General features: G+C 63.9%; 9 protein-coding genes and 1 pseudogene. 1 reads left to right on the plus strand and 9 read right to left on the minus strand.

The features are described 5' to 3' along the window. Positions 1-53: 53 nt before the first annotated feature. From BBTA_RS31090 to boxC, 6 genes and pseudogenes are all read right to left on the minus strand, one after another. Positions 54-689 (minus strand): annotated as a pseudogene (locus BBTA_RS31090) (transporter); the annotation flags it as partial. Between the two features lie 219 nt (positions 690-908). Next, positions 909-2,606: a methyl-accepting chemotaxis protein gene (locus BBTA_RS31095; protein ID WP_012046475.1), complete on the minus strand. Its 1,698-nt coding sequence runs from the start codon at positions 2,604-2,606 to the stop codon at positions 909-911. 435 nt (positions 2,607-3,041) lie between these two features. Then, entirely contained in the window at positions 3,042-4,643 is a 1,602-nt protein-coding gene (locus BBTA_RS31100) for a benzoate-CoA ligase family protein (RefSeq protein ID WP_012046476.1), read from the minus strand. A 59-nt stretch (positions 4,644-4,702) separates the two neighbouring features. After that, entirely contained in the window at positions 4,703-5,884 is a 1,182-nt protein-coding gene (gene boxA, locus BBTA_RS31105) for a benzoyl-CoA 2,3-epoxidase subunit BoxA (RefSeq protein WP_012046477.1), read from the minus strand. A 63-nt stretch (positions 5,885-5,947) separates the two neighbouring features. Next, positions 5,948-7,384, minus strand: a complete 1,437-nt coding sequence (gene boxB / locus BBTA_RS31110) for a benzoyl-CoA 2,3-epoxidase subunit BoxB (protein WP_041751700.1) — start codon at positions 7,382-7,384, stop codon at positions 5,948-5,950. Between the two features lie 50 nt (positions 7,385-7,434). After that, positions 7,435-9,123, minus strand: coding sequence for a 2,3-epoxybenzoyl-CoA dihydrolase (boxC, locus tag BBTA_RS31115; protein WP_012046479.1), 1,689 nt, complete (start codon positions 9,121-9,123; stop codon positions 7,435-7,437). Positions 9,124-9,270: 147 nt separating this feature from the next. Here boxC and BBTA_RS31120 point away from each other — a divergent pair, with 147 nt between their 5' ends. Continuing rightward, a complete protein-coding gene (locus BBTA_RS31120; RefSeq protein WP_012046480.1) occupies positions 9,271-10,299 on the plus strand; it encodes a helix-turn-helix transcriptional regulator in 1,029 nt (342 codons plus the stop codon). A 30-nt stretch (positions 10,300-10,329) separates the two neighbouring features. Here BBTA_RS31120 and BBTA_RS31125 read toward each other — a convergent pair whose 3' ends face one another. From BBTA_RS31125 to BBTA_RS31135, 3 genes are all read right to left on the minus strand, one after another. Then, positions 10,330-11,217: a helix-turn-helix transcriptional regulator gene (locus BBTA_RS31125; protein WP_063719767.1), complete on the minus strand. Its 888-nt coding sequence runs from the start codon at positions 11,215-11,217 to the stop codon at positions 10,330-10,332. A 176-nt stretch (positions 11,218-11,393) separates the two neighbouring features. Next, on the minus strand, positions 11,394-12,338 hold the full coding sequence (locus BBTA_RS31130; protein WP_041751000.1) for an alpha/beta fold hydrolase: 945 nt from the start codon (positions 12,336-12,338) through the stop codon (positions 11,394-11,396). Between the two features lie 135 nt (positions 12,339-12,473). After that, complete coding sequence (locus BBTA_RS31135; protein WP_012046483.1) at positions 12,474-13,574, minus strand: NAD(P)-dependent alcohol dehydrogenase; 1,101 nt, start codon at positions 13,572-13,574, stop codon at positions 12,474-12,476. Between the last annotated feature and the right edge of the window lie 64 nt (positions 13,575-13,638).

Consider the following 13,638-nt stretch of genomic DNA (forward strand, 5'->3'; position numbering starts at 1 on the left):
CGACGGTCGGGCGACACAGGGCGCGAGCATACCGCCGGGGTTCATCCGGTCAATTATCTTCGACGGGCTTGCCCCTTCTGAGATGATGTCGTCGCCGGCGCGACCTCGGATATCGAGAACGTCAGCCAGGTGTTCCAGCCGGACGGCCGGTTCGCGGCGTCGAACTCGCCATATCCTTTCAACCCGAGGAAACCCTGGTTGGCTCCAATCGGGAACACGTATCCGATCTGGGATCCTATACCGATTACGCGAGAGCGGAAACCTCCGAGCACCGGGGGCTGGCCCACGTCGTCGGTCACCTGCTGATAAGCATAGCCGACAAGGCCGACGAAAAGCTGCTTGGAGAGAAATTGCGAAACGCCCCAGTCAAAGTGAAAATCTATGCCGCTCTGATACTGAGTGTCGACGTTCTTGAAATTGTAGGTGAAGCCGGCAACGCCCGACAGCTCCATCGCAGTGGCGGGGTTCATGTACGTGTAGCCACCACCGACATCGAATGCGCCATGACCAAGGCCGATGTTCGCAAGTCGAGACGGACTGTAGTCACCCACGGGACGGTTTCCGGTTGCGTACACCATGTAGTTGTTGACGCCTTCGCTCCACTTCAGTTTCAGCGTTGGATAAAGGTCGCCGTAAGATGTGAGTGCGTCCTGGAGGTTTCCTTCGCGCGAGATCACGTTAGGCCCTGCTGCGATACCCCGTGGGCTGCATCGCCAGTATGCCTGAAGTGCTCCCCATTCAAGTCCGCTGATTTCAGACGTTTCTCTTTTGCTCGACGACTTGGCTGTCGCAGGCCGGCCAGTGCCTAAGCTCGGCTCTGCCGCATCTCTCCATTCGTCCGGAACAAGCCCCATGCGTCTGTCTCGCGGGAGCCGGGCAAAGACCCGGCTCCGCCTGACCTTCGCACCTTAGGCAGCCCGCACCGTCGAGAGGAAACGGCCAATCTCGACCTTGAGTCGCTCGCTGTCGCGCGAGAGCGACTTCGCCGCCGCGAGCACTTGGCTCGACGCAGACCCGGTTTCAGAAGCGCCGCGTTGCACATCGACGACATTGGTCGATACCTGCTGCGTGCCCGCGGCAGCTTGCTGGACGTTGCGGGAGATTTCCTGCGTTGCGGCGCCCTGTTCTTCCACCGCGGCGGCGATGGTGGACGCAATCTCCGACAACTTTTCGATCGTCGTCGAGATCGCCTTGATCGCATCGACCGACTCGTTGGTCGCAGCCTGGATGCTGCCGATCTGCTGACCGATTTCTCCTGTTGCCTTTGCAGTCTGCTCCGCCAGGGCCTTGACCTCGGTTGCAACGACCGCGAATCCGCGGCCCGCTTCGCCGGCCCGAGCCGCCTCGATGGTCGCGTTCAGCGCGAGGAGATTGGTCTGGCCCGCGATCGTGTTGATCAGTTCAACGACGTCGCCAATACGGCCTGCGGCCTTGGACAGTTCGGCGACTTGATCATTCGTCTTTCGCGCCTGATTGACCGCATCGTTGGCCATACGGGCGGACTCCTGCACCTGCCGGCTGATCTCCGTGACGGAGGATGACAATTCCTCGGTGGCCGAAGCTACTGACTGGACATTGGTCGAGGCTTCTTCCGAGGCTGCAGCAACCGTCGTCGACAGTTCCTGAGAGCGCGAGGCGGTCGTGCTCAAACTGCCGGCAGAGGCTTCCAGCTCGGTTGATGCCGAGGAGACCGTATCCACGATTTCACCGACAGCGTGCTCGAAGCGGTCCGCGAGATCGAGCATGTCGCGGCGGCGCTGTTCTGATGCCTTCCGTTCCGCCTCCTCTTGTGCCTGCTTCAGCCGAGCCACTTCAAGCCCGTTGGTCTTGAACACCTCCACGGTCTTGGCCATCTCGCCGATCTCGTCACGGCGCGCGATCTCGGGCACCTCCGTCGTCAGATCGTTATTGGCGAGCCGCCCCATGGCCTCCTTGAGCCTTGCAACGGGTCCTGACAATGACTTCAATCCAATGAACAAGGCGGCGAGAACGCCGATGAGGAGACCTGCCCCGCCAACCAGCAGAACGTTGCGAGTGGTTGCGGCAGCCTCCGCTCTGAGCGCCGCACGCTGCTTGTTCACCCGGTCAACCGTCGCCAAGGAGAACTTCTGAAGCTCATCAAGCAATCGATCGATCGATGGGTCACATTCCTTGTGTGCCCGCTCGCCCACTTTGGCATTTTCTTGAGCTGTCGTCGATTTCGCGGCCGCTAGCAGAATCGGATCGCACGCGGCAAATGTGGCCTGAAACCGTGAGGCGAAGTTTCGGATGTCATTCGCTTGAATCGCGCTATCTTTGGCGGCCGCCTGCAACAGTCCCGCGATCCCGTCACGTGCCTCCACTGCGGTCTTCATCCGACTCGCATTCGCCTCGTCTGTCGTTTCCGTGAGGAGCGCGTAGAGAGCCGCATGATACGTCTCGGCGCGGCGCTGAGCCCGGACGAGACCGATATTGGCTGACTGGTCCGAGATCAGCTCGGAGAAGTCCTCGACCGTGCCAGCCAGCTGGACGGTACTATAGGCAACGATCCCCACAAGTGCCGAACCAAGCACCGCGACGATGAGACCGAGTTTCCAGACGATTTTGAGATTATCTAAGAGCTTCATTGCCCTTCACTCCGCATCCTTGCGACGATATGTCACGTAGACCCGGCGCGACTTAAGGACAGCAAGCTTAACATGTACCAAATTCCGAAACCGTAGTGCTACGGACCCGCGAGCGTTTCAGGCAGTGATTTCGCGCTCTCCGTAGATTCACGGAGAACATTGGTGTGTAGGTAAGCCAACTACACGGTCCGTGGCTTACTACTCCTGGTCGAAAATCGTCGAACCGTCCGGGCGCTACGATTGAAACAGTTTCGGTCGCCTGGCCGTTGGCTCTCGTCCGGTGACGAGGATTGGATCCTCGTCGCGATCAAGTCGGCTCTGATCAAGCCGAAGCGCACGGGTCTGGCCTGATCGCTGAACCTCATCAGCAAATCGGACCGCCGCCGGTCGATCGGGACCCGCCGACAGTCCGTTGCGCCCTGCGGGCTCGAAACCTCAGCCTGCGGCTTGCTGCTCCAACGCGCGCAGCTTGAAGCGCTGGATTTTTCCGGTGGCGGTCTTCGGCAGCTCGTCGACATATTCGATCATGCGGGGATATTTATACGGCGCCAGCCGATCCTTGACGAACGCCTTGAGCTCGGCGTCGTTGGTGGTCGCGCCGTGCTTGAGCACCACGAACGCCTTGGTCTTTGTCAAGCCTTCGGCATCGGGCACGCCGATCACGGCCGCCTCGAGGATCGCGGGATGCTGGACCAGCGTCGCCTCGACCTCGAACGGGCTGACATAGATGCCGGAGACCTTGAGCATGTCGTCGCTGCGCCCGGAATAGGTGTAGGTCCCGTCGGCGTTGCGCACATATTTGTCGCCGCTCTTGGTCCAGCCGCCCTGGAAGGTCTCGCGCGTCTTGGCGCGGTTGCCCCAGTACATCATCGCTGCCGACGGACCGCGGATATACAGATCGCCGGGCTCGCCATCCGGCACCGCCCCGCCATCGTCGCCGCGCAGCTCGATATCATAGCCCGGCACCGGCCAGCCGGTGGTGCCGTAACGAACGTCATCGGGGCGGTTCGAGATGAAGATGTGCAGCATCTCGGTCGAGCCGATGCCGTCGACGATGTCGACGCCGAAATGCGCCTTGAAGCGCTTGCCGATCTCGGCCGGAAGCGCCTCGCCCGCCGAAGACACCAGCCGCAGCGCCACCTGCTCGCGTGACGGCAGCGCCGGTGACGCCAGCATGCCGGCGAACCCGGTGGGCGCGCCATAGAACACGGTCGGCTTGAAGCCGCCGACCGCGCCGGTCCAGCGCTTGAACACCTCGTCCGGCGAAGCGCGGTCGGGCATCAGCAGCGTGGTGGCGCCGACCGACATCGGGAAAGTCAGCGCATTGCCGAGACCATAGGCGAAGAACAGCTTGGCCGCGGAGAAGCAGATGTCGGTCTCGGTCAGATCGAGCACCGCCTTGCCGTAGAGCTCGGCGGTGAAATACGGGTTGGCGTGCGAATGCACCGTGCCTTTCGGGCGCCCGGTCGAGCCCGAGGAGTACAGCCAGAACGCCGGATCATCGCAATGCGTGCGGGCGGGACGCGCCATCGGCGCGTGGGTTTCGACCACGGTTTCAAGCGCGATCTCGCCGAAATCGAGCGAGGCGATCGGATGCGACACGATCACCTTGCGGACCTCGTGATCACTCTTGGTCAAAGCCCCCTTGATCGCCGGCAAGACATCGCCGCTGGTCAGCACGGCCTGGGCGCGCGAATGTTCGAGCATGTAGGCGTAGTCGTCCGCGGTCAGCAGCGTATTGACTGCGACCGGCACGATGCCGGCATAGATCGCGCCCAGAAACGCCGCCGGCCAGTCGGTGCAGTCCTGCATCGCCAGCAGCACGCGTTCCTCGCGCTTGATGCCGAGATCGCGCAAGGCGGAGGCGATGCGGCGGACGCGATCCTCCAGATCGCCGTAGCTCAACGTCCCGCGGTTGTCGACGAACGCCGCCTTCGTTCCGCGGCTGCTGTTCAGCGCCAAGAGATGCGCGGAAAAATTGAATGCCTCCGGCGGCACCGGCACGTGCGGCGAGGACTTCTCCGAGATCTGATCCATGTTCCTCCCCCTGAGGCGGCGACTTTGCCGCTTGCGATCCCCGCTCTTGCCGGCGGTTACTAATAGGTTTCGACGTGATAGCGCCCCTCGGCGCGCATCTGGCTGCGCAGCTCATGCCAGCGCAGTTCGGAGCCGCGGCAGATGTCGTCGAGCGCCGCATCGACCCCCTGCTCCATGCCCTTGAGGCCGCAGACATAGATATGGGTGGCGGCGGACGCCAGCAGGCCCGAGACGGCCGCCTCCTCGCGCCGCAGAAGATCCTGCACATAGACCTTCTTCTCGCCCGGCACGCGCGAATAGGCGAAATGCTTGCGGAGCAGACTCTCCGGCACCTTCTGCAGCGGCCCGAAATAAGGCAGGTCCTGCGGCCTTCGCGCGCCGAAGAACAGCATCATGCGGCCGGAGGCGCCGGGCATCGCCCGCCGCCGCCATTCGGTGAAGCCGCGGAACGGTGCCGACCCGGTGCCGGTGCAGATCATGATGATGTTGGCCGCCGGATCGTTCGGCATCAGGAAGGTGGCGCCGAACGGGCCGGTGACCTGCACCTTGTCGCCCTTCTTCAGATCACAGATGTAGTTCGAGCATACACCATTCGGCTCGCGCTTGACCGTGAGCGCGAGGTTGTTGGTGTTGGGCCGCTCGCCGTGGCGCGGGCTTGCGATCGAGTAGAGCCGGATCCGATGCGGCTTGCCGTCGGCGTCGAGGCCCGGCGGCACGATGCCGATCGACTGGCCCTCCAGCACCGGAAACGGCTGGTCGGCGAAATCGAGGATGACGTGATGAACGTCGACATCGGATTCGTCGTGCGTCAGCCGGTAGTTGCCGGTGACGGTGGCGACCGCCGCGGCGTCGCGGTTGTAGAGGTTGATCGCGGGCTTGGCCGCCGAAGCCGGTGCGACGGACTTGCCGCCGGCGCCGGTATGGGCGGCATCGATCAGCGCCAGCACCTCGGCATCGACCGCCTCGCCCTCCGCGCCCGACGCGAGCTCCGCCTGTTTCGGCAACTCGTTCCAGGAGTACTGATCGTCGATCGAATAGGCCTGTGCCACGATCCGCCAATTGTCGATCGATCCGGTCGGACAGGGCTGAATGCAATCCATGCAGAAATTGCACTTGGTCGCATCGACAACATAGTTGTTGTTGTCATGCGTGATCGCATCCTCCGGACAGGTCTCCTCGCACGTATTGCAGCGGATGCAGATTTCCGGGTCGATCAGGTGCTGCTTGAGGGGCGCGTTCATGGCTCACACCGCAGGGAAAAGGCGGCCGTCCCACGGAAGGTGGGACGGCCTGATGTCGCGAGATCAGGCGGCGATCTGGACGTATTCGAAATCGCCGGGCTTGTTGTCGATGCCGACCTTCGGCGCGGCGATCCAGCTCGCATAGCGGCCGGGCTCGAAGCAGGGCTTCATCAGCGAGGTGATGTACTCGCCGTCGGCCAGCGACGGCAGGTATTGATCGCGGACCTTGGCCCAGTCGGAATCGGACAGGATGATGCCCTTCGGCGACACGTTGACGTTGCGGAATTCGCCGATCTTGCGGTGGAACGCGACATGCGGCAGGTCGAGGCGGAACTTGATGCCTTCCTTCTCGATGATCTTGTTCCAGCGCTCGACGCCGCGCGCGCAATCCTCCGAATAGTCGTCACGCAGCCGCATGTTCAATGCGGTCAGCGCAGGCTCGTCGACCTTGACGATCTGGCCGTCGACCAGCTTGAGCACCGGATAGGTCGCGTTGGTGAGCTCGTGGTCGTCGTCGATCTTGGTCTCCTGGAAGCGTCCCTTCAGGCCGGCATTGTAGAAATTGGCCGAATTGGTCGAGATCTCCGCACCGAACAGATCGAGCGTGAGCGAATAATGCAGGTTGAGCTTCTTCTGGATCGTCGGCAGGTCGATGACCCCGAGCGCGCGGATCTTCTCGATCGCATAGGGATCCTCGATGCCGGCCGCCTTCATCGCCTCGCAAGTGCGCTGCAGGGTGCGGCCGACGCCGGTCTCGCCGACGAACATGTGGTGCGCTTCCTCTGTCAGCATGAAGCGGCAGGTCCGCGACAGCGGATCGAAGCCGGACTGCGCCAGGCTTTCGAGCTGCATCTTGCCGTCGCGGTCGGTGAAGAAGGTGAACATGAAGAACGACAGCCAGTCCGGCGTCGCCTCGTTGAAGGCGCCGAGCATGCGCGGCGAATCCGCATCGCCCGAGCGACGGCGCAGCAGCTCGTCCGCCTCGTCGCGGCCGTCGCGGCCGAAATATTTGTGCAGCAGATAGACCATGGCCCAGAGGTGGCGGCCCTCCTCGACATTGACCTGGAACAGGTTGCGCATGTCGTAGAGCGACGGCGCGGTGGCGCCGAGATGGCGCTGCTGCTCGACCGAGGCCGGCTCGGTGTCGCCCTGGATCACGATCAGGCGGCGCAGCATCGCGCGGTATTCACCCGGAACGTCCTGCCAGGCGGGCTCGCCCTTGTGCTTGCCGAAATTCACCTTGCGGCCTTCCTCCTGCGGCGCGAGCAGCACGCCCCAGCGATATTCCGGCATCTTGACGTAATCGAACTTGGCCCATCCCTTCGGATCGACGGAGACGGCGGTGCGGAGATAGACCCGCGACTCCTGGAAGCCGATCGGTCCCATGTCCTTCCACCAGTCGATGTAGCCGGGGTGCCAGCCTTCGAGCGCGCGCAGCACCGTGCGGTCCTCGGCGAGCCCGACATTGTTGGGAATCCGCGTCGAGTAGTCGACATTCATGGTGTCCAGCATGGGTCCTCTCCCTCTCCGATATTGTCAAACCGCGCGCGTCAGACGCGCCTCAGATCGTAGGTCGGGCGTTGCCCGGTGCCGTAGCGCGCCAGCGCGCCCTCCTCGCCGACCGCATTAGGCCGCTGGAAGATCCAGTTCTGCCAGGCGGTGAGCCGCGCGAAGATCTTGGACTCCATCGTCTCGGGCCCGGCGAAGCGCAGATTGGCTTCGAGACCGGTCATCGCATCGGGCGAGAAGCTCGCGCGCTCTTCGAGGAACACGCGCACCTCGTCCGCCCAGTCGATGTCGTCCAATGCGAAGGTGACGAGCCCCAGCGCCTCGGCCTCGTCGGCGTCCAGCGCCGTTGCGATTTTGGCTTCGAGCTGCGCCGGCTTGTCGGGCGTGGCCAGGAAGCGCGACTGCAAGCGGGTGAGGCCATGCGACATCGGATAGGCGCCGAAATTGGCGCGCGTCAGCTCGATCGTCGCTGCCGGGCGATTGTCGCCCTGGAACTGGCCGAGCAGCATGTAGCTGCGGTCAGCGGCGAAAGCGAGCTCGGCGAGCGTGCCGACGAAGCAGGAGCCGGGCTCGATCAGCGCCACCAGGGTCCGCGAGGTCACATCGATGCGCTTCAGGACGCGCTTCCAGTAATGGCGGATCTCGTGCACGAACCAATTGTCGCGATGCGCTTCGAGCAGATCATCATAGGCGCGGGCGACCTCGGGATCGCCCTCGGTCTTGAAGATGACCGTTCCGATCTCATAGGCATTGTTGCGCAAGTGAAGAATGGCGTCGTCGAGCTCGCGGGCGCATTGCAACGGCCAGAACGCAGCTCCGAGCGCCACGATCTCCGCGGCGGACTTGGCTGACGCCGCCTCGGCCACACGCACCGTGATGGTGGCGAGCCGCTGCGCCGCCTCGATGTCGAGCCGGACGAAGCCGTAGTCGATGCCGTCGGCGCGGAATTTGCGATCGAGCTGCGTGAGCTTCACGCCCTCGGCGGGACCGCTGCGCGGCGACTTGGTCGCCAGATCGGACGCCGTCGCCTTGACACGCTCTTCGAGCTTCGACGGAGGCACCAGTTCGTCGATCAGGCGCCATTGCACGGCGCGGCGCCCCTTGATCCCCTCTTCGATGGTGCAGAACACGTCGGCGTGGTCGCGGCGCACCATCCGCTTGTCGACAACGCGCGTCAGGCCTCCGGTGCCCGGCAGCACGGCGAGCAACGGCACTTCGGGCAGCGACACCGCGGTGGAGCCATCATCGACCATCATGATGTGGTCGGTCGCCAGCGCCAGCTCGTAGCCGCCGCCGGCGGCCGTGCCGTTCACCACCGTGACGAAGCGCTGGCCGGAATATTGGCTCGCATCCTCCATCGCGTTGCGCGTCTCATTGGTGAACTTGCAGAAGTTGACCTTGTGCGGATGTTCCGAACCGGCCAGCATGCGGATGTTGGCGCCCGCGCAGAACACGCGGTCTTTGGCCGAGCGCAGCAGCACGACCTTGACGTTGGGATGCTCGAAGCGGAGCCGCATCAACGCGTCGGCAAGCTCGATGTCGACGCCGAGATCGTAGGAGTTCAGCTTGAGCTGATAGCCCTCGAACAGCCCGGCATTCTCGTCGACATCCATCGCGAGCGTCGCGGTCTCGCCTTGGACCGACAGCTTCCAGTGGCGGTAGCGCGACGGTTCCGTCTGGAAATCGATGAACGCTTTTCCGTTTGCGAGCTTCCGCGGTGCGCCAGCCATGGCCGTTTCCCCTGCATGATTTTGCATGTCTGGGTCGCTCTTATAGTGCATTATTTTGCATTGTCTAGTTCTAATCTGCAGAAATATGCAGAATAGCGCTGAGGTTTTAGTCGACGAGCTTTCGAGTGTGTATTATTATGCATTTTTATGAGCAGGATCAGACCCCTTCAGCGCCGCTCGGCGCCGCCGCAGGACCAGCGCCAGGACAGCTTCCCCGTGGCAGGCGAGGCGGTCCCCGATCGGTTCCTCAGCGAGCTCGGCGCGCGCGTGCGCACGATGCGCGCGGTGCGAGGGATGTCCCGCAAGGTGCTGGCCCAGACCTCCGGCGTGTCAGAGCGCTACATCGCCCAGCTCGAAAGTGGCCAGGGCAATGTCTCGATCATGCTGCTGCGCCGGCTCGCCGAGGTCGCCGGCGTCCAGCTCGAGGATCTCGTTGCCGATCCCGCCGGCCGGCCGAAGGATTGGGTGCTGATCCGCGAACTGCTGATGCAGGCGCCGCCGGTCGTGATCGACGACGTCAAGGCGCTGCTGACGGGCCGCCCGCTCGATCGGCCGACCCAGACTGCCAACATCCAGGTCGATCGCGTCGCGCTGATCGGGCTGCGCGGCGCCGGCAAATCGACGCTCGGACGATTGCTGGCCGAGCAGCTCGGCTGGCGCTTTGTCGAGCTCAACCGCGAAATCGAGCGGGACGCCGGCTTCTCCGTCAGCGAGGTGTTCTCGCTCTACGGCCAGGACGCCTATCGCCGGTTCGAGCAGGCCGCGCTGGCGCGCATCGTCGCGGAGCCCGGGCCCATGGTGCTCGCCGTGGGCGGCGGCATCGTGTCGGATCCGGTCACCTTCGAGCGCCTGCTCGCCGAGTACTTCTGTATCTGGATCAAGGCCAGCCCGACCGAGCACATGGAGCGGGTCCGTGCGCAGGGCGATGTCCGGCCGATGGCCGACGACAGCAGCGCGATGAGCGAGCTCGTCACCATCCTGAAGAGCCGCGAGGCCCTGTACGCGCGGGCCCGCGCCTCGCTCGATACGTCGGGCGCCCGCGTCGGGGACTCGGTGCAGGCGCTGCTCCGGATGGTCCGCAATTATTGCACCGCCGGCTGCCCCTATGTGGCCCGCAATCGCATCGCGGCAGCGGGCGCGAACGGGCCGGTATGCGAGGCGGCCGCGGAGCGCTAGATCACGCGTGTCTGTGGAAACGCAGCATGATTAGACGATGCCGAGCTTGGCGATGCTGTCGACCAGATCGCGCGTGGTTTCGTCCGGGGTCCGGCCGCTGGTATCCACCATGAGCTCCGCCTGCGCGTAAAGCTCCTCGCGGCTTGCGAGGATCGACTTCAGCTCGTCCATCGCCTGCGGATTGCCGCTCATCGGACGCAGATCGCCCTGGGCGCGGACCCGCTCCATGTGCTCGTCGGCGCGGGCCTTCAGCCAGATCGTATGGAAGTGCCGCAGCAGGAAGGCGAAGGTCTCGGGCTCCGCCACGATGCCGCCGGCCACCGCCAGCACGACCTCGTCGGCGGTCGCCACGACACGCTCGAGCGCGCGCCGCTCCAGATGGCGATATCCCTCCTGGCCATACAGCGCCAGGACCTCGTTGACGGGGATGCCGCTGACCTCCTCGATCTCCCTGTTCAGCTCGACGAAGGGCAGTGCCAGCGCCTGGCCCAGCCGCTTCCCCAATGTCGTCTTGCCGGCGCCGCGCAGACCGATCAGGCATAGCCGCTTCTGCCGCAGCTGCGCCGGCTGGCTCGGATCGAGGATCCGCATCACCTGCCGACGCTGCTCGCGCTTGGCCTCGCGGAACAGCTCGGCGCAGCGGACCACCTCGGAGGTCCAGGGATCGTCGGATCCCACCAGCCATTCCATGCGGTGATCGAGCGCTTCGGAGATCCGCCACAACAGCGCAATCGAGATGTTGCCGCTTCCGCTCTCGAGCTGAGCGAGGTAGCGCAGCGACACGCGCGACAATTCGGCCAGCTTGTTCCGGGAGATGCCGCGGCGTTCCCGCGCCTTCCGCACCCGTTCTCCGACCAACGACAAGAATGCAGCCGCACGTCCGGACGTATCGGGTGGCTTGTCGTCGGGGCTATTCACCGTTCCTCGGCTCGAGACGTCAGCAATCGCTGCGACACTAAGCCTTTATCCAGCCCATGTGAACCTTGCAGGGGCTCGCGGCCGGCGTCCTCAACAAGCGCGCTTCAGACGTGATCGTCCGCCACCCCACCCGGGTGCGGCGGAACCGGCGGCGGCTGACGAGGTCTCCGGAGCCTTCAGCGTCCAGTCGCCTCCTGCGATTGCCGGAAGGCCAGATAGTCGCTCGCGCAGCGGTCGACCGCCTCCATCTGCGGGACATGCCCGACATTCTTCAGCAGGATCGAACGCGAGTTGGGGATCAGCCGCTTGAACGTCCGCAGCACGGACGGCGGAACAAGCCGATCGGAATCCCCGAACACGATGAGGGTCGGCGCCGTGATCTTGGGAAGCCGCTCTTCGAGATTGTAGCCGGAGATGTCCTGCATGATCCGGGCAAAGATGCGCGTGTGGAGCGCATAATTCGCCGCGGCGCGGCGCCCCAGGGCCTGCCAGACACAATACGGAAGCCTCGGCAGCTTGAACATCGCGAGGTGCATGACACCACGCAGCTCCGACGGCGAGCGGCAACAGAGGACATATTCACCGCGCCTGAACGCCTCCATCGGCAGAGAGTGATCGAGCTCAGACGTTCCCGCGGCGGAGATCAGCCACAGGCTCTCGACCATCTCAGGGCTGGATGCGGCGAACCCGGCACTGATCCAGCCTCCCATGGAGTGGCCGCCGAGATGCACCCGATGCAGGCCAAGGGCCTTGATGATCTCGCGGAGATTGTCGACCTGAGCCGAGATGCCGTAGTCGGCCCGCTCCGGCTTGTCGCTGTCGCCAAACCCTGGGAGATCCGGAAGGATGACGCGGTAATGCCCCGTCAGCTTGCCGGCGACGTCCAGAAGCGTGCCGCGGTCGACGCCCATTCCGTGAAGCAGAACGAGCGGCTCCCCGCTGCCGGCCTCCCAATATGCGATGTTGATTCCGCGTATGCTCAGCCGCTTGTCGGCAAATCCCATGATCCGCAAACGCAATGCGAGGAGCTGTCTGGCGGTGAATTCGGGGACAATGAAATTAAGAAACGCGATGGCAAGCAAAATCCCCGCAACGGCGGCAACGAAGACAACGATGAGCAATCTATTCTCCTGAATGGGTCATGGTGTTGTAATCGCCGGCCCGGCAGCAGCGTGGATGACGTAGTCGTCAGCTCGCCATTCACGCGATGGTCTGCAGCCGAGCCCGATGGCACCGCGCCGAAGACGACGATCCGATCAGCTCATGCGCACGATCGGCTTGATGGTCCTGCCCGTCTCGGAGTCGTGAATGGCCTCGTTGATCTGGTCGAGGCTGTAGAACTTCACCAGCCGGTCGAACGGGAAGCGTCCTTGCGCGTTCAGCTCCGCCAGCATCGGGATGAAGACCTCAGGCACGCTCTCACCTTCCACGATGCCCATCAGGCGGCGACCGCCGCTCATGAAGTGCACCTCGTCGAGCGTGATTTCAGTTCCCATCGCCGAAGCGCCGAGAATGCCGCACGTGCCCATCGGAGCGAGGCTCATCACAGCTCCGCGAATGACTGCAGCGATGCCGGTCGTATCCAGCGCGAAGTTGACGCCATAGCCGGTGATCTTCGTGATCTCTTCGGTGGCGTCGACCCTGGTCGGATTGATGGTGTGGGTGGCGCCGAGCTCGCGGGCCATGGCCAGGCGATCATCATTGGTATCGACAGCGACGATCGTCGCTGCACCCACCACCCGTGCCGCCATCAGTGCCGACAGGCCGACTGAGCCCGCCCCGAACACGGCAAAGGATTTTCCGGCCGAGATCTTCAGCGCGTTCATCACGGCCCCGGCGCCGGTCTGGATGCCGCATGCCAGCGGCCCCAGCAATTCCAGATCGAACTTCGCATCGACCTTCACCACATTGGCCTCGTGACAGATGGCGTGGCAGGCGAACGACGACTGGCCGAAGAAGTTGCCGTTGATGCGCTCGCCCTGCTTGGAAAGGGCACTCGTGCCATCGGCACGGGCAGCAAAGAAGTTGCGCGGAAAGAACTCGTGGCAATAGCTCACATGATGGTCCTGACAGCTCGGGCAGCGGCCGCAGGAGTTGAAGGTCATGACGACGTGATCACCGACATCGACCTTGGAAATCGCGCGGCCGACCTTGGTCACGATGCCGGCGCCTTCATGGCCGAGCACCACGGGCAGCGGCGTCGGCAACATGCCGTCGCGGACGACCAGGTCGGTGTGGCACACCCCGGTGGCCACGACCTTGACGAGAATTTCGTTGTCGCGGGGATCTTCGATGTCGAGCGCTTCGATGCTCAGGGGAGCGCCCTGAACGCGGGCGACGGCGGCTTTGATCTGCATGATGGACTCCAAGACAGGAAACGGGACACGTCTCGCCAGCCGGTCCGGAACGCCCCGGACCGGC

Source organism: Bradyrhizobium sp. BTAi1 (genome assembly GCF_000015165.1).
In the GTDB taxonomy this organism is placed as follows: domain Bacteria; phylum Pseudomonadota; class Alphaproteobacteria; order Rhizobiales; family Xanthobacteraceae; genus Bradyrhizobium; species Bradyrhizobium denitrificans.